Genomic DNA, 25006 nt, shown 5'->3' with positions numbered 1-25006 from the left:
AAAGCAGACAAATATAGACTTTTCTCATGCGACTGAAGTCCATGACCCGTGTTGGTGTTTTATTGTTCCCCTAATATTAAGGGGCGTCCCGATATCCGTCAATGGTTGAACCGCTTCCAATTTACTTTCATCGTATGGTTGTGATAGAAAACATTACATAACGAAAAAAAAGCAACCCGCAAGTTATGCGAGTTGCCTAGTATATATAGCTTATTTTTCTTGCTGGATTGCTTTCACTTCAGCAGAGGTTAGTCCCGTCGCTATGACAATAGTCTCTTGATCAAGACCTAAATTGAGCATATTCATTGCGATTTTCTGCTTGCTCTCAGCTTCACCTTCTTTGATTCCCTCTTTGATCCCTTCTTTAATTCCTTTTTGAATTCCTTCCTCCATGCCTTTCTTGAGACCCTCTTCTCGTGCGCCTTCCATCATGGATACTTGATCCCGTAAAAACTTTTGACGTGCTTCATATTGTTGACGGAACTCTTCATCCTCGCTCAGTTCCTTCAATAGATTCATGGCCTTTTTCAAAGCCGGTTCGGGTTCGTGCATCGTTAACGCCTCCCATCTAATATTGAGTTATGTATAAAACATCTGGATGTTATTTCAGATTATATCACGCATCTCACCATATAAATAACTCATTTACGTCATTTTCATTCAAAAAAAGAGACTATTTCGACGAATCGAAACAATCTCTTTGTATAAACCAGTTAATTCCCCGACGCTTCGCGAATCTCATACTTGCACCTTTTGCCGCCATCGGCGTAACATTCGGTACGCTCTACCTCAGCTTGAAGAAGCGAGCGGAACAGTTCCAGTTCACAGCGGCAAGCCTGCTTGTAGACACTCGCGACTTGTACAATCGGGCAATTCATTTCCGTAATGACGTAGGTTCCATCTTCTTCTCTGGACGCATCCGCCATATATCCGTTGGCATTCTGGATTCGCGCGAGTTCCTCCACCCGTCCGGCCAGATCCTGGCCCTCCATCTGTGGCAATCCGCTACGAAGCAGCTTGTCCCGTCGACTCTCGAACAATGCATCCACCACACCGCTCCCGGCTGAGTCAGACAATTCTTCAAGTAGCTCCAGCGTAAGGGACGAATATGATTTTGGGAAAAAGCTGTCCCCACGTACCGTCAATTGGTACACCGAGGACGGACGTCCAGCCGTAGCCCGCGCCTCCCGAACCTCGATCCAGCCGTCCTGCTCCAGTGCCGTCAGATGACGGCGAATGGCCATGCCGGTCAGACCCAAATCAGCTGTCATTTCCCTCGCGGTCAATGTGCCTTGCTGCTTCAGCATGAACAAAATCCGTTCACGCGTCGTTCGTTCCTCTTCACGCTTCACGATCAGCACCTGCTCTCCTGCTTATGCGTGTACCGGTGCTGCCTCCCGGCAAGCATCCGAGCAAAAGCGGTTATGCGTCTCTTCGCAATCCTCACAGCTTACGTGCTGCAGGTTGCAGGTTGGACAATTAATATATCGGTCATGTGTCGTTCCACAGTGATAACAGCTGGCAATGACAATATCCTCGTCTGTCCGGTTAATCGGCACAGAGATTCGCTCATCAAACACGTAACACTTGCCATCAAACAGATGGCCTTGTACTTCAGGATCTTTACCGTACGTGACAATACCGCCGTCCAATTGAGCCACGTCCTGGAATCCTTCATTGATCATGAAGCCAGTCAGCTTCTCGCAGCGAATGCCGCCAGTGCAGTAGGTAATAATGGTTTTGTCCTTCATGTCACCCAGGTTCTCCCGAATCCACTCCGGAAACTCACGGAACGACTCAACATCTGGACGGATAGCCCCGCGGAAATGGCCGATTTCGTATTCGTAATCATTGCGACCATCGATAACGATGACATCATCACGTTGCAAATGCTCATGGAACTCCTTCGGTGAAAGGCGTTTGCCGCTAATCACATTCGGATCGAGATCTTCCTCCACGCGGAACGTAACCAGCTCTGCTTTGTGCCGAACAAAGATTTTTTTGAACGCATGCTCTTCCACATCATCAATCTTAAACACCATATCGCTGAACAGCGGGTTCGCATGCATGTCTTTCATATACTGTTCCGTCTGTTCTGGCGTTCCGGATACCGTGCCGTTAATACCTTCGGATGCGATCAGAATACGGCCTTTCACACCGAGGTCCTTGCAGTATTGCAGATGCTCTTGTGTAAACGTCTCGGGGTCTTCAATCTTCACGAACTTATAATATAAAAGCACGCGGTACGCGCTGTTACACATGTATATCACCTGTTCCTATTCCATGTTGTTATTAGCCGGATCATCCGGCAAGACGACTACGTTGCACCCTTACTTGTAAAAAGAAAAGAAACAGCCGCCCGAAACTTCGTCTCGAACTGCTGTCTGACATTCGACTTTTATTCCTGCATTCTAGTTTATCGGAAGCGGAATAGCTTAGTCAATATAAATGTATAGAAAGGGATGAAAGATATGGAACATATCTGTCCGCAACAACCATCCTATTCCGAGATCGTAATGACTGAGGTTACAAAGTGATACGATTCATTCTCCAATACCGCCTGCGATAAAAGGATCTTATTACCTTCCGGGCTCCAGGCGAGCGGGTCAGAAGCGTTGTCCATATCCGCCGAGATCTGGAACTGTTCTGCCGACTCCGTATTGGAGACAAACAGCCCTTTCTCATTATCATTCTCGGAATTGATGGTGTATGCAATCTTGGAATCATCACCCGACCAGCTGGTGCCGAAGATCTGCGTACCTCTGGCGAGTGTGGCCTTCTCATTCCCTTCCAGATCGGTGAGCACCAGCGCACGTTTGGTATCCGCCGTTCTTTTCACAATCGCAAGCCTTGTTCCATCATTAGAAGGAATGACCCACTCCACACTTTTCAGCACCTGTTTCACGTCACCCGTCTTCACATCGTATGCATTCAACTGGCCGTCCTCGCCCGTAATATAATAGAGCATATTGCCTGACACTTTGATACTCCGCACATTGAAATTACCTGTCTCCACCAGCACTTTCGTTGTGCCATCCACATTTGCCGAGATCAGATCACCCTTCATATTAGGGAAAACGACATGTTCATTATCCAGCCATGCGCCCTCTTGGATAAAGCCATCCTCCTTACCAGCGGGGATTGCCTCCCCGTTATGCAGGTTCAGAATATAGCCTTTTCCCGTGTTTTCCTCCGGCTCCCGATAGAATAGGTACTGACCATCCGGTGACACCAGCGGTGCACCAAGATTCGCTTCACTTTCCTTGAGCGGCGTATCTGTACCTTTGGTTAGATCATACATGTATAAGTTATGCGGGTACCTTTCCTGACCTTCAACGGTGACGGGTTTCAAGGACTTGTTCTCCTTGTCGGATACAATCCAATCATCACTGAGCCAGGTAATCCCGCGCATATTTGGCAATTTATCTATTTTCTCCAGCTTAAAGCTCTGGTAGACGGATGTGTTGGTGTTATCTTTCACCGTAATATCGGTTCCCGTCTTCCCGCCTTGTGTGTTGCCCCCCGGCTCTGTTATTCCCCCGCATGCTGCTGTTGTTAACAGGACGATGGCCCCGAACGTGCCCAAAGCTGCTTGTTTCCAATTCATCATGGTCCCCCCTGGTTTCTCTTCTATAAGACCAAGCATACACACGGCATACTTCCAAAGTTATTCAGACTTGTTTCGAACTTGTAAACTTGCATCAGCCAAAGGAAATACGAGTTGGAATGCCACACCTTCCCCATCTTCTGGATCACCCGACAGCAGGGTGATTGTACCGCCCTGTTTTTCAACAAACTGCTTCACGAGAGATAGTCCCAGTCCTGTTCCGCCAGTTTTTCTGGCCCTGTCTTTGTTCACGGTGTAAAAGGGTTCAAAAATCTTCTCCCGTGCCTCTGCCGGAATCGGTGTACCCGAGTTGTAGATGCGAATGACCGCTTGACGCCCCTGCATCCGTAGTTCACTCTTCACCCGGATCACACCATCCGGAACGTTATATTTGATCGCATTATCCAGCATGTTGATGAAAATATGCATAAGACTCTCCCGATCACTGCGGATCACCGCCGGTTCAAGATCCAGTTCCATGTTCAGCGCAAACTTCTCCGCTTTCCCACGCATCCGGCCACAGGCATCCTCCAGCAGAGCACTGACCTCTACATCTTCGGCCTGGTTCTCGAAGTCATACTTCTCCAGGGCAGATAAATGTAATACTTTCTCCACCATCTCGTACAGCCGCTCCGTTTCTTTGCCAATGTTACTTGTGGCATCATCAAGCAGTTGCGGATCATCCTTATACATGTCGAGCAGCTCCACATAGGCTTTGATCGACGTTAGCGGTGTCTTGAATTCATGGCTAATGTTACCGATATATTGTTTCTGCTGCTGTTCCAGCGCCTGCAGCTTCTCTATGGCCAGTTGCAACTTCTGCTGCTCCGCATGCATGGCTGTGATGTTTTGCTGAATGGATGTACTCATATAATAAATGCCCTGCCCCAGCTCTCCCAGTTCATCCTTGCGCCTTACAGGGGACTCCGTAATGTAGTTCCCTTCGCGAATGGAATCTGCGGACCTCTTCAGCCGGGTAATCGCAACGGCAAACCGATTGTAGAACAGATAACCTAATATGAAGCTCAGCGCCACAACGGTAATTCCGGCCCAGATGAACAATTGAAGGATGCGAGTATAAAATTCATGGTAGCTCTGGACAGGGTATTGTATCCATACGGCGCCCATCTGTCCATCCGGACCATCCAGCGGTGCGGCATAGAGCAGGGTCTCGCCCTGCTCATGATAGGCTATTTTATTTTGCAGCGCATAGTCTAGCGTTTCCTGAACAAGTTCACTCTCGCTGGAGGCGAAGGATGCTCCCACCTGCTGGCCTGTCATGTTATAGAGTGCTATTGGCAATCCGGTAGAGTTGGCCAGTTCCTGTGCCAGCCTGCGGCCATTTCGCTGTAAAAAAACGTCCTGATCCAGATGAACGGACTCGGTGTAGTAGGACTGTCTCACATTCAGATTCACCAGCCGTGTCTGCTGCGATAAAATACCTTCAATCTGTGACTGTTGATTGCGTTCAATACCGCGCAGAACCAGTGAGCTAAGCACAACCACCGTTAGGATAAGCAGGGCTGCCAGAAAAACACTGAACTTCAGCTTGATGCTGACTCTCATATGGCCCCGCCTGTTTCAGGTGCAGATGCTTTGTAACCAATCCCGTATACGGTCTGCAATTTTTGCTGATCCGTATCTCCGATTTTCTTACGCAAACGCTGGATATGAATGTCCACGGTTCGTGTACCACCCGCATATTCCATGCCCCAGACCCGATCCAGAAGATCGTCTCGTGTATACACACGCTCAGGATTAGACATGAGAATGGTTAGCAGATCGAACTCTTTTGGGGTCAGATCCAGCTTCTCCTCATTCACGGTCACCGTGCGGTGAGCAACATGAATACGCAGTGTGCCATTCACGATGGCCTGATTCTTCGAATCGTCAGGTGGTGGACTGCTTTTCTCGACACGGCGCATGAGCGCTTTCACCCTTGCGAGCAGTTCGCGGATCTCGAACGGTTTGGTCATGTAATCATCGGCGCCCATTTCCAGGCCAACGATCTTGTCCACGATATCATTTTTGACGGTCAGCAAAATAATGCCGATATCCTCCCGGTCTTCCATCCTGCGGCATACGCCGTATCCATCAAGCCTTGGCATCATGACGTCCAGAATCATGACCTGCGGGTGAAACGATGCAACCTTGACCAAGGCCTCTTCACCGTCACTCGCAGTCTCTACTTCATATCCTTCGCGCCGCAGCGCGTAAGCAATGGCACTGACGATACTTGATTCGTCATCCACCACGAGCACTTTTTTATTCATGGGATTCATCCTCTTTATCTATGTCATGAGTTAGTTTATGGGTCTATGTTAGCAAGGTCCGTGGGAATTAGCTATGGATGAGTTTGCAATTTGTATGAGAGACTTTCATCCTCTCAGCTTGGACTTGGCTCTACTTTCTTTATACCCCAAAGGCAACAAAAAGAGCCAACCCATAATTGGATCAGCCCTTGATCTATAGATTCTCAATTCATGTTAATGTTTAAGTCAGCCGTTTAATGCCCCCTTCTGCATTTACTCCTCAAATGACAGATTGAGCGGCTCGTCCGACATCTCGTACTCTGTCTCCATATGTGTCAGCGGTGTGTTCAGATCCACTTCTTCGAAGCGGAAGCTGTCGACCCACACTTTTCCTTTACCGTTCAAAATAACCCCGAATGAAATGACCGCGCTGCCCTCCGGTACATCAAGCACAATACTATACTGATTCCATGGCTGCGTACCAGTAATTGGCCGATCATGCATGTTATCAAATTGAAGTACATCATGAACGTTATTATCCACACGCATCCATAATCCGCAAAAAGCATCCACATGCTCGGTCTTCACAAATCCCGATAATTTCATCCGCTTACCTATATACTTGTCCGCTCTGAACTGCTGCATCATAGTTGCAAATTCGTTGGGCTCCATCGGCGTAACTGCCTTCAAATATCCTGAAGCTTTTCCCTGATGCACTTCGGCCGGATCAATGCCCATCTCATAATTTTGCGGATGACTTCCGGTTAACATCCAACCTGTAATCGTTGACGTCTGATTCATCTGTAATTCTCCTCCTCTGGTTCTTCCTTCGAATAATTTCAGATCGAACAATTTGCGAAAACGTCCTGGTGGCATGCCATATAATTTGCGAAATGCACGGGTGAAGGCTTCCTGACTCTCAAATCCACATGCCAGCGCGATATCCAAAATGCCCGCATCCGTCGATCGGAGGGTCGTGGACGCCAGACTCATCCGACGGTTTCGGATATAATCCACCACGGTCATGCCCACCTCATTACGGAAAATCCGATGGTAGTGATATGGCGACAACAAGGCCTCGGATGCCACTTCTTCCAGTCCAATCTGCTCATGCAGATGAGTCTCAATATAGAACAAACTTTGCTGAATCATTGCACGGTAACGGCTCAACTGTGGTAAAGCCCCCTTCCATATCCTTACTATACGTGAATGATGTCATCGCCGTTTTGATCATTTTTGCTATCTTCACTTCGGTTGGCCTCTATCCCGAACGCAAAAAAGAGCCAATTACGGATGGAATCCTTTCCGTAATTGACTCTTCTGGGAAACTGCTGCCCTGTGGCTACTGTAGAGCCATTTCATTGATCTACAGCAGGTTCATTTAACTATTTGCTTTGTTTATCCGCACAACACTTCGTCAGACAGCCGGTACCGGCTGTGCACCAACCTCTTCGTCATCATGCTCCACCAGTTCATGTTTCTCCCAAGCTCTACTCTTCCAGCGGAAGTACATAATAACCGCGCGGGTCCACTCATCCGCCGCAATGGCAAGCCACACACCAGCGAGCCCCAGATGAAGCTTGAATATGAGCAGGTACCCCAGTGGCAGACTCATGCAGACCATGGAGATCAGCCCCATGTATACCGGGAATTTTGCATCCCCTGCCGCACGCAGGGAACCAATGATTACAATATTGCAGGTACGTCCGGTTTCGAGTAAAAGACTGAGCAAAATTACCTGAGCCCCCAGCTTGATAATTTCCGGATTATCCGTAAATATGCTCATCAGAGGCACACGGAAAAAAATGATGATTACATCAATGATAACCGTGGCCAGAAGGGCCCATTTTACACTGTCAAAAACACGTTTGTACGCATCGTCTTTGCGCCGCGCACCCACAAGCCGGCCTACAATAATCGATGTCCCCATACCAATCGCCATGCTGAACAAGTAGATATAGCTGGAGATATTACCCGCATACTGCTTGGTTGCCATAGCTTCTGCACCCAGATAGGTCACATACAGCGTGAACACGAGCTGGCAGGAATGATATACCATCGATTCCATCGCAGACGGAATGCCAATCCGCAGAATTTTGCCAATGAATTTCTTGGACAACTTAATGTAGTATTCAAAATCCACCCGTACCTCGCTCACACGATACAACAACCAGAAGAAGATCAGCAGGCAGATAAACCGGCTTCCCACCGTGGAGATTGCTGCACCTTCCACCCCAAGCTTCGGCAGGCCGAAGTGTCCAAAGATCAATGCATAGTTACCAACAACGTGAATCACGTTCATGAATACAGCAACATACATCGTTTCTTTGGTGTAACCATGTGTACGAATCGTCGCAGCCAGCGCATTAATGAGTGCCTGGAGGAAGATCCCGCCACCAACGATATTTATATACGAACGGGCAAAATCATAAATTTCGCCTTGAATATTCAGAAGTGTTAGCAATTGTCCTCCGAACAGAAGGAAGATTCCGCTCAGGACCAGACCTACGATAAGATTCAGTGTGATCGCATTACCTGTAACCTGCGCTGCTTCACTTAACTTTTTCGATCCGATATATTGTGCGACTACAATCGCAGCACCATGTCCAATGACTTCCAATACAAGGATAGCGATAGAAATAATCTGATTGGCTGCTCCAACGCCGGAGACCGCATTATCGGATACCGAGCTGAGCATGAGCGTATCCACGCTCCCCATCAACATAAATAAGAAGAGTTCCAAGAAAATAGGCCATGTCAGTCGAATCAGATTCAGATCCTTGGCATCAGAACGAAGGGACTCTTTGGTTGAGGATATTGCTGTCATTTTCTCACCTTTCCCATGTGGGCTTTAATTCTTAGGGTATGTTAGCACAGGTAGTTTGAAAATGCAGTAGTTTTGCGAAAATAGTTGAAAGTTTTTTGTAATTCCATAAATAGGTATTTTCAGCGTTTTCATCAAGCCCTGTTTCCGTACGCCTGCCCGAGGTTTTAGAAGATAAAAAAGGCCCCTCCCGACTCGCTTTTAAGCAAGTAATGGAAGGACCTTAGATCCCCAGCCTTTTAACCTTTAACAGAACCCGCAGCAATTCCCTCTACGATTCGATTACTCAGGATGAGAAACGCAATCAGGATCGGCAAAATACTAATCATCAGCGTTGCACCAATCGCTCCCCAATCTGTTGTATATTGACCGATAAAGTTCTGTACCCCAACAGTTAAGGTCTTGTACGAATCTGTACTGATGAACGTATTAACAAAGATAAATTCATTCCAGTTATAGATCATGTTGATGATCGCCGTTGTGGAAATGACCGAAGACGTCATCGGCAGCACAATCCGAAAGAAAATCCGATGCACGGAGCAGCCATCCATCACTGCGGCTTCTTCCACTTCACGGGGAAGCGCGTAGTAGAATCCCAGTAGAATCATAATGGTAATTGGCATATTAAAGGCAATGTAAGACAAGATGACTGACAAAGGATGATCGGTGAGATTAAGCTTCAGGAACAAGCTGAACAGTGGGATCAATGTGGAGTGCACAGGGATCATTAGACCCACCATGAATAACCCCAATATCAACGAGCGACCCTTCCAGCGCATACGTGTAATGGCAAAGGTCACCAGACTGGCAAACAGCACGGTGAACACAACCGAGACCGCCGTAATCCATACACTGTTGAAGAAGTATAAGCTGATATTTCCCTCTGTCCATACCTTGACATAGTTTTCCCAACGCGGGGTAGCAGGAAGGGAAAAAGGCGCCATGTCGAATACTTCCTGATTATTTTTAAGCGAGAACAACAGCAGCCATACCAAGGGCAAAATTTGCAGCAAAGCTACCAGGGACAAGAGGAAATACAGCAGAACATATCCGAATCTCCTTAACCATGCCGAACCTCGGCTTGTCCCCGGGTACGTTGGCAATCTAACGGCCGTATCCGTCTTCACCGGGATGGACCTCCTTTCATTTCACTAGGGCGTGTCTGGAAACTCCGAAGGTGGCAGATTTTGCCGAATTTTCGTTCCAAGCAAGGAAATTTTCCGCAGGCGTGCCGGGGCACGTCAAGGGAAAGTGACGCAGCAGGGGGCGAAAAGGCGGTAAAAGATGCACTTCAGCGAGTTTTCAGACACGAACTAGCGTCAGGAATACTGGATCGTATCTTTGGATGCTGTCGCTTTTCGAAGCAGCCAGGTAACCAGCAGACAGATCAAGAGCAGGAAGAAACCTACAGCACTGCCGTAACCAAAGTCGAAGCTACGGAACGCCTGACGATACATATAGGAGGCCATCACTTCGCTGGAACCATTCGGTCCGCCATCGGTCATCACGTAGATGAGATCAAAATACTTGAGTGAACCTACCACAGCCAGTACAACGGTCACCTTGATCACCTCAGTAATAAGCGGCAGCTTGATTCGAAAAGCGATCTGCCAAGGGCTTGCTCCATCAATCCGGGCTGCTTCCACCAGAGATTCCGGAATATTTTTGAGTGCCGCATAATAGATCAAAATATAGAAGCCTGCATACTGCCACAGTATCGGTACGAACAATGCATACAGCACCAGGGATGGTTCCGCCAGCCAGGCTGGCGGATTGCTGAAGCCGATCGCTTCCAGAAAGGTGTTCAGCACACCATTGCTGGGATGATAGATCTTCAGCCATAACTGGGCGATCGCGACCGAAGACAGCAGCATCGGGATCAAATATATTTTGCGGAACAGATTGGCACCCTTGATTTTGCCTGACAGCACCAAAGCAATCATCAGATAACCGATCAGACTCAGCGCAGAGAACAAAGCAAGCAAAAAAGTATGACCCGCACTCTGCCAGAATGTTCCGTCCTGAAGCAGTCTGGCGTAATTATCCAATCCAATATAGGTCATTGCACCGATCCCGTCCCATTGCATCAACCCATAATACCCGGTGAGCACGATCGGGATGTAAACCAAGACCAGCAGCAGAAGCAGTGCAGGAAGCACGTACAACGCAGCAACGAGACGGTTGGACATGACTTTGTCCATCACATTATCCTCCCTTCAAGCGTTCAAACGTGTGTACGTCAATTGCCTTTATCAATCGCAGCCTGATGATTCTTCACAAAGTCCTCCGGTGTTACCGCTTTGCCAAACAGCGCCTGAATCATATCCAGATGTGCCTGAGCGGCTGCCGGTTTCATCTGCACGTCTGCAAAGAGTGTAAGGCTGCTGGCCTGATTCAATTCGTTCAGCAGGTCAATGTAAAGCTGTGGCAGCTGTACTGCATCTGTATCCACTTTGGTAGCCGGGATGACGCCTGCTTCAGTTACCGAACTTTCACCCCATTTTTCCACAAAGTATTGCACGAACTTCGCCGCTTCTTCCTTCACTTTGGAGTTCTGGGCCACGAACAGCCCTACGCCTGGTCCACCTACCCAGCTGTTAATATCACTCTTGCCATCTTCCATCGTTGGGAATTTGAAAAATCCGATCTTGTCCTTGAATTCCTGCGGGATGTCCGGGTTGGTCGTGAAGTTTGGCAGTTCCCAGGTGCCCATCAGGTACATGGCAGCCTTTTCGTTCATGAATTCGGATTTGCCCTCATCGTTGGACAACCCGTTGAAGCCTTTGTTGAAGGCATTCATATCCACCAGCTTTTGTACCTCGGCAGCAGCTTGAGTCAGCGCAGGATCGTCAAACTTGCCGGAGCCATTGATCGCCTTTTCCAGTGCATCTCCACCTAACCGATTCGCCAGATACATATACCAGAGTGAGCCGGTCCAGCGGTCTTTATTACCCAGTGCGATCGGAACCTCACCGTTATCTGTCAGTGTCTTCAGCACACTCAGGAATTCATCGTACGTTGCTGGCGGCTGCAAGTTATATTTCGCAAAAATGGCTTTGTTATAATAAATGGGGGAGATATTCAACTCGATTGGTAACGCATACGTTTTGCCGTCTATGGCATAGGCTTCTGTTGTTCCGGCTATGAATTTCTCGCCCAGCGAGCCGCTCAGCAGATCATCGACCGGTGCAAACAGATTCCCCTTCACATAAGGCTCCAGAAATCCAGCAGCCCAAGTTACACCAACATCGGGAAGTTCATTCGATGCCGACAGAATTTTCAATTTGTTCTTGTATTGTTCATTCTCCAGCACTTCCTGCTTAATGGTCACATTGGGATGATCCGTCTGATACTGCTTGATGATATCGTTGACCAGTTTGTTTTGCTGTGCGGAACTGCCTGCTGGCCAGAGGTGCATGAATTTGAGGGTTACTTTCCCATCTGTGCCGTTGCTGCCCGTTTCACCCTCTTGATCCGAACTTGAACTGTTACATCCGGATAAAATTACGGCGAGAACCAGCGTCCATGACAGAAGAATGGCCATCGTCTTTTTGCTCATTATCCCAACCCCCTTGGTTTTTTCGGTTAATGTAACCGCTTTAACCAAATTGTAGCACGGGCCTATCACCCCTATAAGGTCAGAATAATTTGGAAAAACTCCACTTTTTTGAGGTTATTTGTTATCTCGTTCAGATAGGGAATGACGATATTTACTTGGACTAAGCCCTTCAAGACTTTTAAATACCGTGATAAAATACTTATCCGTCTGATAACCCACCTGTTCGGCAATCTCCGAGATGGGCATCGTTGTCTGCACAAGCAACTCCTTCGCGCGCTGAATGCGTTTGCGGGTAAGGTATTCACTAAAATTGATGCCGATCTGTTCCTTGAATAATACACTGAAGTAACTGGAGTTTAGATGGAGTAATTCAGCGATTTCACGCATGGTCACATGTTCACCCAGATGAGTATCCACATAGGCCAAAGCTTCACTGATCTGGCTATTGAGCCTCTGTTCCCCGCGCTCCTTAACATCCAGCAACTTGGGGTCAACCATTTCCTGCATCGTTTGAATACGCCGCTGTTGTTCGCTGAACTTCAAGGCTTTTTCGACGGTCTGCAGCAATTGTTCTTTATCAATTGGTTTCAACATATACTCCACGACACCCAGCTTAATGGCCTGCTGGGCGTACTGAAAATCGGCATGTCCTGACATAATCAGGACAACAGGCTTGTTGGAAAAATGTTGAATGGCCTCAATCAGAGACAAGCCAGAGAATTCTGGCATGCGAACATCCGTTATTAACAGATCTGCCGGCTTTTTCTTGAGCCATTCCACGGCCTCGACGCCACTTTCTGCAGTCTGAATGTGATTTCGTCCTGCCGACCATCCTTCCAGTGTCTTGCGAATACCCTCTCTTGTACGCGGCTCATCATCCACGATAAGAATCGTTTTGTCATGAATCATATGCACCCTCCGTTCCCATGGGAATCTCAAAGCAAATGACAGTTCCTTCCCCAACCTTACTTGTTATGGAAAGCCTGCAACGTTCGCCAAGTTGGCTGCCAAAGTAAAGCTTCAGTCGCCGATGTACGTTGATTAGACCTACGCCTGTCCCCTTGTTAGATACAGCGGGGCCACCATGTAAGGCATGAATGACAGATTGAAGCCGTAATTCATCCATACCGGGACCATCATCCCGAACCTCAATGCGAACCAGATTCTCCTCGGTCGAAGCATACACATGGATGCTTATCTTTCCCGGTCCCAGTTTACTTTCAATGCCGTGGAGAATCGCATTTTCGACCAAGGGCTGTATAAGCAGTTTCGGAATGGGGACCTTACGAACCGCATCGTCCAGCTGAATCTCCCATTGCATTCTGTCTCCCAACCGCATCTGCATAATACGAAGATAACGCTCGGCGTGTTCCAGCTCGTCGGCCATCGTAACCCATTCATCCTGCTGCGAACTGGAGATAATGTAGCGAAATAATCGGGACATTGCCACGACCATACGTGCCATCTCCTCGTCTCCCTTTTCTTCAAGGGACCAATAGAACGCCTCCAGGGTGTTAAATAGAAAATGAGGATTAATCTGAGACTGCAACGCCTTCAGCTCGGCCCGGGACTGCATGATTTCCTTCTCATGAACCACACGGGTCAATTCGTTCTGCCTGTAAACCATCTGGTTATACACTTCGTTGAGTTCATTGATCTCCATCGTAGAGCTGACCATTAGATTAGGTCTCATTGCTCCTGGCTGTGCACTGCGCATAGCCCGCATCAGCCGTATGAGCGGACGTGTAATCATCGTGGACAGAAAGAAGGACATGATGAGGAACAGAACAACACCAATCATTCCCGAGACGAGCAGCGCCGTCCTCAGGATGGATACACCTTCCGTTGTCTCCCGCAGTGGGGTAAGGACAGCAAGTGTCCAACCCGTTAACTCCGATTTTTGACGGACGACGATATAGGATTCCTCCCCGTTCTGGACAACTGATCCGCTGTCCAATATGGCTTTGGGATCGAGATTAATCTCCAGATCGGAAGTCACCACTTCGCCTGCCCCATCCAAGAGCATGATGGAGTCCTGCGAACCATCTGCCCCGTTCGAATCATTGAGTTGAAAAAAGCTGCGCTGCATCCGTACTACCACATATCCCCCATGTTCAAAAGAATGATCCAGCAGGTTAATCCGCCGAATAGCCAGCAGCACACCCGGATCTTCAGGGTCAGCGCCTGCCCATACCAGTCTGCCTTTTCCTTCATCCGCCAGATTGATCCAGTTGCGCTCCACTCTGAGATCGAGAGAACGGTCATCCATCGGAAAGATGCGGTTATAACCCGTAGTGTATATCTCCATACTCTGCGCACCATTGATGAAAGACTGATAACTGCCTGCAATCTGCAAGAGCGCTTGGCGCTGATTAAAGGTGGCCGGGTTGCCTTGCTTCTCATCGCTAAGCAGACGCTGCACGTATGAATCATCCGCCACCTGGGCGGTCAGTGAATTCACTTGTGCAATGAGTGCATCCAATCTGCCACTGGCTTGGACGGCGGTTTGATGGATATGTTTCTCCGCATTGCTTTTCAGCAAAGCAGCTACCCGATCATAAGCCGTTATGCCTGCGAGCAGCAGAACAACAAGCATCACCATAACAAAACCAATGAAGATCTGATTCCGAAGTGAGTTAAAATGTCCTTTTTTCCCGTGCAACTTCCCCATTCTCCTCTCTTTTTGGCCATGTAAAAGAACCCACCACCTTACGCCCGTGCTCTTGAAGACTGGGTACAAACGATGCCGGATTTATCTACGTATTCAGTTCCCCTATATAAATGAACGAAAGAATATTTACACTTGCCACTACGATGACAGAATAACCTTCCAATCGCTGTTATCCCCAGATTTTTTGATTCCCTTTTTAAAGGGGAAAATCCGGGGATAAAGGCGAACGCTCCGCTTTTTCAGGTTATTTCTGCCCTCTCCGTTCTCGTGCAAATGTTTAGTTCAATTTATATAGTTAAAGCGCTTGCAAAATTGAACCTCAATCTTCTTCTCACTATCTTTGTTTACCGATTAAACTAACGACTAAAAAATAGCATAGTTTTACAGGTTAATCAATCCTCCGAAGAGTTACCAGACGTTAAATGACAAGGATCAAAAAAAAGAGAGGGGACTCTTACAGTCCACCTCTCTTTTTTCATATCCCTTCACACATATTCTTTTCTTTGGTACATCATCAGTTATTTCACAGACCCTTGTGTAACCCCGTTGATGATCCACTTCTGTGCAAACAGGTAGATGATAATCATCGGCAGTAACGCGAGCAGGTATGATGCAAATGCAAGGTTAAACTCGGTATTAAACTGTCCTTGGAATACATACTGTACCAGCGGCAACGTGTATTGTCCCGGATCACTGATAATAATGAGTGGCAGCAAGAAATCGTTGTACGTGGACAGACAGGTCAGAATACCAACCGTGGCACTGATGGGCGCCATGAGTGGGAAAATGATTTTCCAGAACGTGCCCCAGGTTGTCGCCCCATCCACAAATGCCGCTTCCTCCAGTGCTACCGGAATGGACCGGATGTATCCAACGTACACAAATACGTTAAATGCCAGGCCATATACCGTGTGCAGCAGGATCAGACCTACCAGATTTGTCATCTCCAGCGATGCGGTCAGTTTAACAATCGGCAGCATGATAATCGGGAACGGAATGAACATCGCGCTGACGAAGTAATAGTACAGTCCTTTGAAAAACTTGCGTTTCTCCATATTCCGCGCAATGGCATAGGCCACCATCGAGTTACTGAGCAACGTCAAAAGCACGGTTGATGCGGTCACAATCGCACTGTTACGGAACGATTGGAAGAAGTTTGTCATGTCGATGGCCCTCGCAAAATTCTCCCAGTGAAGCGTTGTCGGAATGGCAAAGACCGATTGGGCCATCTGTTCCGGATTTTTCAAAGCAATCGTAACGGTCATATACAATGGGAACAGGATAAACAGGGTACCCAGCACAACAAGCAGCATAACGAGCCAATTGATTCGTGTACGGCTTCTCATTACAGATCCATCTCCCTTCTTTGCAGGAACCGGATTTGCAGAATTGAAATCACCGCAATAACGATGAAGTAAATAACCGAGTTCGCAGATTGATATGCATATTCGCCGCCTTCAAATCCGCCGGTGTAGATCAGATGGGAGATGGACTGCGTCGCCCGTCCGGGACCACCGTTGGTCAAGGCTACGATTTGGTCGAAGACCATAAGTGAGTTTTTCATCGCCAGCACCATATTAATGGTGAAGAAAGGTGCAATCAGCGGGAAAGTAATACTCCAGAATTCACGCCATTTGCCTGCACCATCGAGGTTGGATGCCTCGTATAGTGTCGTTGGTATCGTTTGCAGACCAGCCAAATACAGAATCGTATTCAGGGCCACGGATTGCCATACTGCAACAATGACGATACCAATCCAAGCCAGACTCTCGCTGCCAAGAATGTTGGTGGATAGCGCGTTGATGCCCAGATTTTGTCCCCAGATCGGGAATACGTTGGAGAACAGGTAGTTAAATATGTAACCTACGATCAGTACACTCAGAATATTGGGCAGGAAGTAGATGCCGCGGAAAAAGTTACGGAACTTGATCTTGGCATTCAGCCCGAGTGCAATGAGCAGGCTCAGGATATTGGTCAGGATTGTCACCACGATCGCAAATTTGAATGTAAACCAGTAGGCGTTACCCACGTTGTCATCTTGGAACAGATTGAAATAGTTTTTAAAGCCAACAAAATCATACTCTTTCCCGAATCCGTTATAATTCGTAAATGAATAATAGATGCCCTGGAGGGCCGGCAGTGTCATAAATACAAAGAACAATACAACCGCCGGAACCGTCATCCAGTAATAAGGTGCGATACGTTTGTTCATGTTCCATCCTCCTTCAGACAAGGCTTAACGCCGATTGGCAACCTTGTCCCATTCTTTGTCGAGTGTATCTAGATAGTTGTCGATGTTTTGGTTCTGCAAAAAGGACTGTACGATGGAATTCAGCTGCACCGCAGCCGGAATATAGTGATCGGGAAAGTCAATAACCTTGCCCTGCTCGATATAAGGCATCAATTCCTGTACCGCAGGATCATCCTGCTTCACGCCTTCGACCGCAGAGAACAGCGTCTGTTCGTCAATGTATCTTCCGATATTTTCAGGCTTTAACAGGAACGCAATAAACGTCTCTGCCTGCTCGCGATTAGGCGTGTCCGCCGCAATGGTAAACAGAGAGTCGATCCCGTTCACCAGCTTGATCTCGCTTGCATCGTTGCCCGTTGGGAATGGGAAGAAACCGATGTCTACATTTGGGTTCGCTTTGCGAATCTCCGAGATGGCCCAGGTTCCCTGGATGTACATGAAAGCTTCACCGTTAGCGAAGGCACGGTTACCGTCCGAATAAGCTTTACCAAAGTTATCGCTGTGACCATATTTCATGAGTTCCAGCTGCTTCTCAGCTACCTCGCGGTACTTCTCCTTGAACGTCACTTTGTTATCGCGCCGCTCCTGGTAGAAATCAATACCGACCAGATTGGAGGCCAGTGCATTGAACGGCAGGCTTGTCTGCCAGTCATCCTTGTATGTGAAGTAAAATGGAATCTCACCTCCATCCTTTATCTTTTGGGCGGTCGCAATGAGTTCATCCCACGTCTTGGGTACGTCCAATCCCATTTCCTTAAACAGCGTTTTATTGTACATGATGCCGTTTGCATTAGTCGCGTAAGGAATACCTGTCACTTCGTCCATACCTGTGAGATCGTTGAGCATTTGTATGTAGTTTGGATCAATCGTCTGGAGTAATGAGCTGTCCGTCAGATCGGTGAAAATATCACTCTGGGCCAGAATGGAATAGGTATCGGTTGCGCCCATAGCCATAATATCCGGTATATCATTTTTGACGACACGCGTCTTCAGTACCGTCTCCGCATCGGGCGGATTCACCTGTGTCACTTGGATATCGTCATGCTCCGCATTAAACGTTTTAATTAATTCATCAAAGGTTGTTTTAGCTTCAGGCTTGTTCTGGAAAAATTCAATCTGCACTTTGCCATTCGCGCTATCTCCACTGGTACAGGAAGATAAAAGTACAGCCATCATTCCACACAGCAACATTGTCCCGAGAGCCTTGGTAAGCGTTCTTCTCATGTTGTACCTCCCTCAGCTTTATACGTAAAGATTTACCCATTCAGATGGTGAAATAACCATTTGGTTAATCCTTCCAAACTAACTTCAATCTGAATGGATAATATAAGCCTTTATTATTCCTAAAACGGTTTCGATAAAAATGAATCAAGACATTTCTTCCCATGACCTGAATCGGGCATAACAAAAAGGACACTGGATGATATCCAATGTCCCTCATTCAATAAGCTTATATTCAGCCACTGTAACGCTTTTATCCAACCTATTACGAACGCTCAACCTTCGGCAAAGCATTGCGTAAACGCTTGGCTCGATAACTCTGATATGCACGAATCAACATGCCGATGATGATCATGACCACACCGATGTTAATTGCGACATCAGCGAGATTCAAAATTCCGCGTCCTGACGGAAATACGAGGAAATCCGTTACCCGCGCATAGATAAATCGATCGATTGCATTTCCTAAAGCCCCACCGACCATAAAACCCGCGCCAGCTTGCATCCAGAAACCGCGAATCTCACCCTTACTCCGGTAATACAGCATGCCCGCTATGAACAGAACAGCAATCACACCGAACAGGCGCGCATTTCCCTGAAACATGCTGCCCGCCATGCCACTATTCTCATAATGCTGTAACTGCATGCCCGAGTTACCCAGTCTCATGACGTCGCCAACTTCCATATACATCCTCACTGCAATCTTGGTTCCCTGATCCACCAAAGTCACCAGCAGTGCTACAAAATAAAACAGCATCGTGCTTCTCCTCCTGCCTACTTAGCCATAACTTATTTTAACTTTAAGAGTTTTGAGTATATTAGGTTCCCTTCACTTTAACACAGCCGATGTACGCTCTCCAAATGAGCCGTCTTCAACCACGCCTATAACATCCACTAACATCGTTCAGACTGCATCCAGAAGGGACTACACCAATCCATGTCGAATGTAGACATCAATCATATATGTAAAGGGGCTGCCTGTAATTTGAACCTGACCATGATCGAAAAATTAAAGGAAATGCAGCAGGAAGAAATGGACTTGGTATTTGGCACATTTGATTCTGAAACGGCGCTTAACCTTGGCCTGCATCTGGTTGAAGAAGCGAAGCGTCGCTCCCAAGCCGTGACCATCGACGTTACCCTGAAAGGACATCGTCTCTTTTTGCATGCGATGGAAGGCACTCATCCCGACAACGAAAACTGGATTCGCCGCAAGAACAACGTGGTGAATCATTTCTCCTCCAGTTCTTGGCATACGGCTCTACGCCTAAGAAACGAGGACCAAACGCTTGAGCAGGATTTCAACCTGCCTGCATCTGACTATGTTCTGGCTGGTGGCGCTTTCCCGCTTATTCTGAAAAATGAGGGACAAGTCGGCACCATTACAGTATCGGGTTTGCCTGATGAGGAAGACCATGATCTGGTCACGACAGGCATTCGCTCGTTTTTGTTGCAGCAGAGTTAGATTAAATGGCGCAAAAAAAGCCCACCAGATCAATATAGATCAAGTGGGCTTTACTAGCTAAAGCAGCATGCTCAGGACGGATTTTTGCTTTTCATAATATGGTACACATTGCTAAAACTCCCGGAGAGAATGCCTGTAATCGGGAATATGGCCCAATTGATATCCCACCGTTGATATACAAAGCCTGTGAACAAGAAGATAGCTGTCGCCAGCGGCCATACAATCGCTTCCACGGCTCTCACAACCTTTACTTCTTGCTTCTTATCTACCGTCAACTGGTGCTTCTCCAGCAAGTTCGTGTAAGCCCCCTGAATATTACCGTAATATACAAACAAGAATGCTCCTACCCCAGCCATGACCATAAAGGCAGATACACCATAAGAGGCGTAGTTATCATTGATAGAGGAGGCTGCGAAAATAAACACAGGAGACAGAATGCAGAGGCAGACACCCGTAATGATGGCTATTCGATAAGTCAGAGCGAAGCTCTCCCGACTATGCTGAATACTCATTTTAAGTGTATAAGGAAGCTGGAAGCCCTTCTCCATATAACTGAAGCGTTCAAGCTTCATGCCACTGTGAATGAACATGCCCACCGCAATGGCAATGAGCACGAACATGCCGATCAGGCCCAGTACAGCCCCCGTTTCCACCGAACGGTTTGCAGCTGAAGTGGCATAGTTCTCAAATAAAGTATCCATGAAAATCAGAAACGCCACACCCACCGCGCACAATAAAATACCCAGCCCGATCCAAAATCCGGCATTTCTTTTGGCAGTGGTATATGCGTAGGCTTCTTCTTCCGTCAGCACAGGTACTGCCTCTTCCGCACTGACTGGCTGAATACCGAGTTCTGCAGTTAACTCCTCGATATTACCAAATTCCGAGATCACAATGCCGATGGCTTCATTCTCCGACTTGCCTTCCCGCTTCAACTCCAGGTACTTATCTTCCATCCCCGAAAGAAGCTCCTGCTTCAGATGCTCCACCTCGGGGGTCTTCGGCAGACCAGCAAACATGTTCTCCAGATACACCATAATTGTCTCCATGTTTCGTCACAACTCCCTGATAAATAGATTAACAACCTCCTGCGTAACCTTCCATTCCTCACACTTTTCTCTGTAATAGTCGAGGCCGGACGGCGTAATCCGGTAATAGGTACGACGCTTTCCCAAACTATTCTCATCCAGGTAAAACGATTCAATATAACCGTTCTTCTCCAATCGGGTGAAGGCCGAGTATAACGTCGTCTCCTTCATGACGTACTTTTCCTCTGTCAGCTGCCTAATGTTCTTGGAAATCTCGTAGCCGTACGACTCCCCTTCGAGCAGCATGTAGAGGATCAGCGTATCATTGTAGCCACGTATAACGTCACTGCTGATCACAAAAGATACTCCTCCTCATTACTTCATCTGTCGTAGTAGTTGAAGTATAGCACAATTTACTACGACAGGTGAAGTAGTTATTCCAAAAATGGGCAATAAAAAATCCGTACCTGGGATAGGCACGGATTTTCTTCTTTTTCCTGCAGTTAAATTCCTGCGTTTATTGAATCGCTGACAGAACATCCAGTAGCATGGATTTGAATTTCGGCCGATCAATGCCCTCACAGACACGTACATTGGGCTCTTTGCCAAAACGTCCGTTGATATCAACCACACTGTATCCACGTGTCAGTTCTCCTGCAGCTTCCACATCCACATAATATTGACCCGACTTGGTCATGATGGATTCATCTGCGGCTACAGCCATCAACAACGTATCCGGATGAGTGGTGCCATTGAGTTTATGTACCGACTTGTTGAACTTCATAACCACTTTGTTGATTGCGGTGAAGAAATCGGCACCCGATGTTCCGAGAGCTGCAATCTCTGCATGATCGTCATCGTCCATGACTGAATATTGCGTACACATTTCCCAGCCAACCATCGTGATTGGAATGCCCGCATGCAGTACAATTTTCGCCGCTTCCGGGTCCACGTAGAAGTTATACTCCGCCGCTGGTGTGATATTGCCCAGTGCATTATTCGTTCCGCCCATAATGTACAGGTGAGCAATTTCTGGAATAATCGTTGGGTCTTTCTGGATCGCCATTGCAATATTGGTCAGCGGGGCAATCGCCAGAAGTTCAATTTCACCCGGATGTGCATGCACCTTCTCAATGATAAAATCAACCGCATGCCCGCTCTCGGGACGCTGCTCCGCCTTCGGGAAATGTGCGCCGCCCATACCATCATCGCCATGCACATCTTCCACTGTACGGTGCTGAGCCTTTCCGTAGGACATTAGCGGACGCTCGCAACCTTTATACACAGGCACCTTGCCGCCATGTCCAGCAACCTGTACCGTGTACAGGGCATTTTCAACCTCCTGGTCGAATTGTACGTTACCGCCCGTAATGGTGATACCTTCCACCTGAAAGTGGTGCAATGCCGTCAGGATCGCAATTGTATCGTCTCCTGCTGTATCTGTATCGATGATGACTCTTCTCATGATGCCGCGCTCCTTCTTCCATTTGATAGTAAACTCTATAAAACACTATGTCTTATTTTACATCAAAAATGTACCAATGACGATGGAAACGCCGATGATAATCGAACGCAGCAGTTGCGCTACCGCCATATTGCCTCGTGCAATTTCGTCACATACCCGCATTTTGGGAATCAGGAAATCAAATATAATATAGACCAGGCACAGCACAATAATTCCAAACGCCGACCACAGCAGCATATCCAACCACGAGTGCGTCGAGAAAGATACCATGCCCACAATAATACACAGTCCCAACAATTTGCTGCCCATGTACATGCCTGCCGCCTCGTTACCTTTGGCGATTTCCTCACTATCGTTATACCGGGTCAATTTGCTAAAAGCGAAATATCCACATACCAATACCACCAGCAGAATGCCTACACCCACTGCCACATTCACGAGGTTTAATCCCAAGTTCTCCATTCCTTCTCCTCCTCATCATTCATCCGTTCACGAACCGTAGCCGCGCAATAATAAGCCATATCTCCAGTTACTTTCTCCCCAACCCTGGGTAACACCCCAGCCAAACGCCCACCGATAACAAACACCCCTGTAAGCAGATAACCGCTGTACGCTCCATCTTCCGTCTCGATCACGGCCTGTTCCATCGGAACCAGCTGCTGATAGATTTTGGGTTGGTTTTCGTAATAAGCTGCAATCTCTTCATCCTCGTCTGTTGCCCCAGTTGCAAGATTGGATTCCAGCGCCTCGTTAAGAGGATGCTCCATATCCTGCTTTCCAAAGGCATTGTTCGTTCCTCCATCCAGCAAAAGAGTACCTCTGCCCTCGCGTCCCCAATAACTTTTGGATACATACGGTATGGCATTCAGCTCGAAAGGCTCAGCCGAAAAATAGGTGGGTAGCAGATATCGGGAAATCACATCCATTTCTGCTTCATCAAAGAGGGTAAACCCGCAATATTCCGGGGTTTGCTCGTTACGCTCGTAGAGCGACCAGATCGCCGCCATGAAGCCTTTGCTCTGCATCAGGACATGCTGAACGGGATTCATCAGGCCCAGCCGTCCCTCACGTACAAGATCAAGTAGTGCAGCACCAATGTCCACCCCGGTCGTCTCATCCCGATCATCGATCAGATACTCCAGTGGATAAAGGCGATACAGTAGATTAATCTCCCGACCCTTATGGTAAAGCGCCTCTCCCGGAACAATCTCCAGTTCCTCAAGTGGAGCATAAAAGACTTCGTATCCGGCTTCACGACAACGTCTCATCAAGTATTCCGTATTTGTTCGATCTTCGACATGTTCGCCAAAAGAAGTAAACGTCACCGGACCCTGCAATCCATGGTTTGTATAGAATTCCAGCCATATCCTGAAACACTCCCGAATACGCGTATCCATCTCGGCAGATGGCGCAGTTAGCGTAGCATCCTCAGCAAGACCGACCAGGATATTTTCTAATGCAGCAGCCTCCGGTATGCCTGTTGGAGTGTCCGTATTATTTTCAATACACTTGGGCCCAGCCTCTCCAATAATCCAGTCCTGACGGGTAATGCCTCCAGTTACCATCTCCATACGTGCCGCCGGAATAAGCCCGGGATGGATACCCAACTGATGCTCCAAAAAGGAATCCGGCATGTATTGCTGGATAAATCGCATCACTTTACAATAAATGCCGTCTACCGCCTCAGCTGCGGTACGCAGCTCTTGTATCTCCGAGGGAGAATAGACCGTCAATGCAGGCACACAATACTGCTTCCCGTACATTCGATGGTATGGAATCTGTTGTCCCGCTTCACCCTGAAACACCTCTTCGTGACTAAACGGCAGTTGAACCACTTGCCTCATCCGGTTATCCTCCCGAACTGCGGAAGAAGCTACCGAAGCCGCTTGATTTGGACTTGGATTTGCTATAGGAGCTGTTACTGTCCTTGTTGCTTCGATACGACGACCCACCGTAGTAATAGTGCCCACTGCTGGAATCATATTCACATCCGGTATCATACTCCGGGTCACATTCATCATTGTTGCTGCCACAACCCGATAACACGGCAGGTACCGCCAGCATCAGGGAGAACGCAACCAGCTTTGCTTTTGAACCGGGTTTCGATGCTTGCCCCCGCTCTTGGTCACTCATTACAGATCCACCTCTTTCATATAAAACAACACTTTCTTGCGATCCGCATCCAGCACGGAATACAGGAATTCATACGTCTTGCCATCGCGAACCATGTAATGGTCCAACAGTTGTTCGGCAAGCTCCATCGTATAGGTGAATGACGCTGTGAGTTCCAACTCCTGAAATGAACGTCCATTCCACAACATATACTCTGCGCTGTACATGGAAGACATTTTGCACATCGCCAGCGCAGCATCCGCAATGGCTGCACCGTACTCATCCGGCATCTGTTGCTCATACGCCGTTACATATACTGCATGTTCCCGCCCATCCTGGCATTCATTGGACAGATGCGCCCAGAGTTTGTTTTTCACCAGAGTGGCATCCACCAGTTTGCGCATAAACAGTTCATCTCGCGTGACTGAAGTCTGTTCCAGCACTCCCGTCTCCGCCTGTCGATCATCCGACCAACTCCGATACGTCAATGAATAATAGATACCGATAACCTCCCTTTTTGCGAGCTCTTAGGTGAGCCGTTTCAATTCATA

The 25006-nt window shown here is 47.7% G+C and carries 25 protein-coding genes; 1 reads left to right on the top strand and 24 read right to left on the bottom strand.

Features of this window, described 5'->3' with window-relative positions; translation table 11 throughout:
• Positions 1-210 precede the first annotated feature (210 nt).
• The 17 genes from MKX68_RS12810 to lspA form a co-directional block, all read right to left on the bottom strand.
• Positions 211-552, bottom strand: a complete 342-nt coding sequence (locus tag MKX68_RS12810; protein WP_340912010.1) for a hypothetical protein — start codon at positions 550-552, stop codon at positions 211-213.
• A 161-nt stretch (positions 553-713) separates the two neighbouring features.
• Positions 714-1361 carry a helix-turn-helix transcriptional regulator gene (locus MKX68_RS12805; protein ID WP_084174359.1) on the bottom strand — a complete coding sequence of 216 codons (648 nt, stop codon included), beginning with the start codon at positions 1359-1361 and terminating at the stop codon, positions 714-716.
• A 12-nt stretch (positions 1362-1373) separates the two neighbouring features.
• Positions 1374-2261, bottom strand: a complete 888-nt coding sequence (trhO, locus tag MKX68_RS12800) for an oxygen-dependent tRNA uridine(34) hydroxylase TrhO (RefSeq protein ID WP_091035847.1) — start codon at positions 2259-2261, stop codon at positions 1374-1376.
• 239 nt (positions 2262-2500) lie between these two features.
• A complete protein-coding gene (locus tag MKX68_RS12795; RefSeq protein WP_340912005.1) occupies positions 2501-3607 on the bottom strand; it encodes a TolB family protein in 1107 nt (368 codons plus the stop codon).
• A 60-nt stretch (positions 3608-3667) separates the two neighbouring features.
• Positions 3668-5173 (bottom strand): sensor histidine kinase, encoded by a 1506-nt coding sequence (locus MKX68_RS12790; RefSeq protein ID WP_340912003.1) that lies wholly within the window; start codon positions 5171-5173, stop codon positions 3668-3670.
• Positions 5170-5880 carry a response regulator transcription factor gene (locus MKX68_RS12785; protein ID WP_340912001.1) on the bottom strand — a complete coding sequence of 237 codons (711 nt, stop codon included), beginning with the start codon at positions 5878-5880 and terminating at the stop codon, positions 5170-5172. Before MKX68_RS12785 ends, MKX68_RS12790 begins: the two co-directional genes overlap by 4 nt.
• 252 nt (positions 5881-6132) lie before the next feature.
• On the bottom strand, positions 6133-7011 hold the full coding sequence (locus tag MKX68_RS12780; protein ID WP_340912000.1) for a helix-turn-helix transcriptional regulator: 879 nt from the start codon (positions 7009-7011) through the stop codon (positions 6133-6135).
• A gap of 265 nt (positions 7012-7276) precedes the next feature.
• On the bottom strand, positions 7277-8686 hold the full coding sequence (locus tag MKX68_RS12775) for an MATE family efflux transporter (RefSeq protein ID WP_253504043.1): 1410 nt from the start codon (positions 8684-8686) through the stop codon (positions 7277-7279).
• A gap of 236 nt (positions 8687-8922) precedes the next feature.
• The gene (locus tag MKX68_RS12770) at positions 8923-9786 is read right to left on the bottom strand and encodes a carbohydrate ABC transporter permease (protein ID WP_340915376.1); all 864 of its coding nucleotides are present in this window, start codon (positions 9784-9786) and stop codon (positions 8923-8925) included.
• Between the two features lie 216 nt (positions 9787-10002).
• A complete protein-coding gene (locus tag MKX68_RS12765) occupies positions 10003-10884 on the bottom strand; it encodes a carbohydrate ABC transporter permease (RefSeq protein WP_338589132.1) in 882 nt (293 codons plus the stop codon).
• 38 nt (positions 10885-10922) lie between these two features.
• Positions 10923-12242: an extracellular solute-binding protein gene (locus tag MKX68_RS12760; protein WP_340911998.1), complete on the bottom strand. Its 1320-nt coding sequence runs from the start codon at positions 12240-12242 to the stop codon at positions 10923-10925.
• A 114-nt stretch (positions 12243-12356) separates the two neighbouring features.
• Positions 12357-13151, bottom strand: coding sequence for a response regulator transcription factor (locus MKX68_RS12755; RefSeq protein ID WP_339788041.1), 795 nt, complete (start codon positions 13149-13151; stop codon positions 12357-12359).
• Positions 13141-14913, bottom strand: coding sequence for a cache domain-containing sensor histidine kinase (locus MKX68_RS12750; RefSeq protein WP_340911996.1), 1773 nt, complete (start codon positions 14911-14913; stop codon positions 13141-13143). The genes MKX68_RS12755 and MKX68_RS12750 overlap by 11 nt, the downstream gene beginning before the upstream one ends.
• Before the next feature lie 518 nt (positions 14914-15431).
• A complete protein-coding gene (locus MKX68_RS12745) occupies positions 15432-16259 on the bottom strand; it encodes a carbohydrate ABC transporter permease (RefSeq protein WP_036606635.1) in 828 nt (275 codons plus the stop codon).
• Positions 16259-17125, bottom strand: coding sequence for a carbohydrate ABC transporter permease (locus MKX68_RS12740; protein ID WP_036606633.1), 867 nt, complete (start codon positions 17123-17125; stop codon positions 16259-16261). The genes MKX68_RS12745 and MKX68_RS12740 overlap by 1 nt, the downstream gene beginning before the upstream one ends.
• 24 nt (positions 17126-17149) lie before the next feature.
• Positions 17150-18340 carry an ABC transporter substrate-binding protein gene (locus MKX68_RS12735; protein WP_445671116.1) on the bottom strand — a complete coding sequence of 397 codons (1191 nt, stop codon included), beginning with the start codon at positions 18338-18340 and terminating at the stop codon, positions 17150-17152.
• Between the two features lie 310 nt (positions 18341-18650).
• Positions 18651-19142, bottom strand: a complete 492-nt coding sequence (gene lspA / locus MKX68_RS12730; protein ID WP_307541401.1) for a signal peptidase II — start codon at positions 19140-19142, stop codon at positions 18651-18653.
• A 240-nt stretch (positions 19143-19382) separates the two neighbouring features.
• On the opposite strand from lspA, the gene MKX68_RS12725 reads away from it, so the two are divergent.
• Complete coding sequence (locus MKX68_RS12725; protein ID WP_340911987.1) at positions 19383-19850, top strand: heme-degrading domain-containing protein; 468 nt, start codon at positions 19383-19385, stop codon at positions 19848-19850.
• 71 nt (positions 19851-19921) lie between these two features.
• On the opposite strand, the gene MKX68_RS12720 is transcribed toward MKX68_RS12725, so the two are convergent.
• The 7 genes from MKX68_RS12720 to MKX68_RS12690 all read right to left on the bottom strand — a co-directional run bounded on the left by MKX68_RS12720 (position 19922) and on the right by MKX68_RS12690 (position 24943).
• A complete protein-coding gene (locus tag MKX68_RS12720; RefSeq protein WP_338589145.1) occupies positions 19922-20899 on the bottom strand; it encodes a permease prefix domain 1-containing protein in 978 nt (325 codons plus the stop codon).
• 6 nt (positions 20900-20905) lie between these two features.
• Positions 20906-21235, bottom strand: a complete 330-nt coding sequence (locus MKX68_RS12715; RefSeq protein ID WP_133386233.1) for a PadR family transcriptional regulator — start codon at positions 21233-21235, stop codon at positions 20906-20908.
• A gap of 160 nt (positions 21236-21395) precedes the next feature.
• Positions 21396-22343, bottom strand: a complete 948-nt coding sequence (locus MKX68_RS12710; RefSeq protein WP_340911983.1) for a nucleoside hydrolase — start codon at positions 22341-22343, stop codon at positions 21396-21398.
• Between the two features lie 57 nt (positions 22344-22400).
• Positions 22401-22805 carry a DUF350 domain-containing protein gene (locus MKX68_RS12705; protein ID WP_017691702.1) on the bottom strand — a complete coding sequence of 135 codons (405 nt, stop codon included), beginning with the start codon at positions 22803-22805 and terminating at the stop codon, positions 22401-22403.
• Positions 22787-24187: a glutathionylspermidine synthase family protein gene (locus tag MKX68_RS12700; RefSeq protein ID WP_340911982.1), complete on the bottom strand. Its 1401-nt coding sequence runs from the start codon at positions 24185-24187 to the stop codon at positions 22787-22789. Before MKX68_RS12700 ends, MKX68_RS12705 begins: the two co-directional genes overlap by 19 nt.
• A 4-nt stretch (positions 24188-24191) precedes the next feature.
• Positions 24192-24476, bottom strand: a complete 285-nt coding sequence (locus tag MKX68_RS12695; RefSeq protein ID WP_036671603.1) for a hypothetical protein — start codon at positions 24474-24476, stop codon at positions 24192-24194.
• Positions 24476-24943 (bottom strand): hypothetical protein, encoded by a 468-nt coding sequence (locus MKX68_RS12690; RefSeq protein WP_340911980.1) that lies wholly within the window; start codon positions 24941-24943, stop codon positions 24476-24478. The genes MKX68_RS12695 and MKX68_RS12690 overlap by 1 nt, the downstream gene beginning before the upstream one ends.
• Positions 24944-25006 lie beyond the last annotated feature (63 nt).

Source organism: Paenibacillus sp. FSL M8-0212 (assembly GCF_038004645.1).
Taxonomy (GTDB): Bacteria; Bacillota; Bacilli; order Paenibacillales; family Paenibacillaceae; genus Paenibacillus.
The sequence above is the reverse complement of the archived record's forward strand: the minus strand, read 5'-3'. Positions and strand labels throughout refer to the sequence as shown.

Bases quoted from the DNA above. Each gene is read 5' to 3' on its own strand.
- MKX68_RS12810 (WP_340912010.1), bottom strand. From the start codon at position 552: ATGCACGAACCCGAACCGGCTTTGAAAAAGGCCATGAATCTATTGAAG.
- trhO (WP_091035847.1), bottom strand. From the start codon at position 2,261: ATGTGTAACAGCGCGTACCGCGTGCTTTTATATTATAAGTTCGTGAAG.
- MKX68_RS12795 (WP_340912005.1), bottom strand. From the start codon at position 3,607: ATGAATTGGAAACAAGCAGCTTTGGGCACGTTCGGGGCCATCGTCCTG.
- MKX68_RS12790 (WP_340912003.1), bottom strand. From the start codon at position 5,173: ATGAGAGTCAGCATCAAGCTGAAGTTCAGTGTTTTTCTGGCAGCCCTG.
- MKX68_RS12785 (WP_340912001.1), bottom strand. From the start codon at position 5,880: ATGAATAAAAAAGTGCTCGTGGTGGATGACGAATCAAGTATCGTCAGT.
- MKX68_RS12780 (WP_340912000.1), bottom strand. From the start codon at position 7,011: ATGATTCAGCAAAGTTTGTTCTATATTGAGACTCATCTGCATGAGCAG.
- MKX68_RS12775 (WP_253504043.1), bottom strand. From the start codon at position 8,686: ATGACAGCAATATCCTCAACCAAAGAGTCCCTTCGTTCTGATGCCAAG.
- MKX68_RS12765 (WP_338589132.1), bottom strand. From the start codon at position 10,884: ATGGACAAAGTCATGTCCAACCGTCTCGTTGCTGCGTTGTACGTGCTT.
- MKX68_RS12760 (WP_340911998.1), bottom strand. From the start codon at position 12,242: ATGAGCAAAAAGACGATGGCCATTCTTCTGTCATGGACGCTGGTTCTC.
- MKX68_RS12755 (WP_339788041.1), bottom strand. From the start codon at position 13,151: ATGATTCATGACAAAACGATTCTTATCGTGGATGATGAGCCGCGTACA.
- MKX68_RS12750 (WP_340911996.1), bottom strand. From the start codon at position 14,913: ATGGGGAAGTTGCACGGGAAAAAAGGACATTTTAACTCACTTCGGAAT.
- MKX68_RS12745 (WP_036606635.1), bottom strand. From the start codon at position 16,259: ATGAGAAGCCGTACACGAATCAATTGGCTCGTTATGCTGCTTGTTGTG.
- MKX68_RS12740 (WP_036606633.1), bottom strand. From the start codon at position 17,125: ATGAACAAACGTATCGCACCTTATTACTGGATGACGGTTCCGGCGGTT.
- MKX68_RS12735 (WP_445671116.1), bottom strand. From the start codon at position 18,340: ATGATGGCTGTACTTTTATCTTCCTGTACCAGTGGAGATAGCGCGAAT.
- lspA (WP_307541401.1), bottom strand. From the start codon at position 19,142: ATGCTGTTTTATTTTGTAGCACTGCTGGTGACTTTGGTGGATCAGGGA.
- MKX68_RS12725 (WP_340911987.1), top strand. From the start codon at position 19,383: ATGATCGAAAAATTAAAGGAAATGCAGCAGGAAGAAATGGACTTGGTA.
- MKX68_RS12720 (WP_338589145.1), bottom strand. From the start codon at position 20,899: ATGGAGACAATTATGGTGTATCTGGAGAACATGTTTGCTGGTCTGCCG.
- MKX68_RS12710 (WP_340911983.1), bottom strand. From the start codon at position 22,343: ATGAGAAGAGTCATCATCGATACAGATACAGCAGGAGACGATACAATT.
- MKX68_RS12705 (WP_017691702.1), bottom strand. From the start codon at position 22,805: ATGGAGAACTTGGGATTAAACCTCGTGAATGTGGCAGTGGGTGTAGGC.
- MKX68_RS12700 (WP_340911982.1), bottom strand. From the start codon at position 24,187: ATGAGGCAAGTGGTTCAACTGCCGTTTAGTCACGAAGAGGTGTTTCAG.
- MKX68_RS12695 (WP_036671603.1), bottom strand. From the start codon at position 24,476: ATGAGTGACCAAGAGCGGGGGCAAGCATCGAAACCCGGTTCAAAAGCA.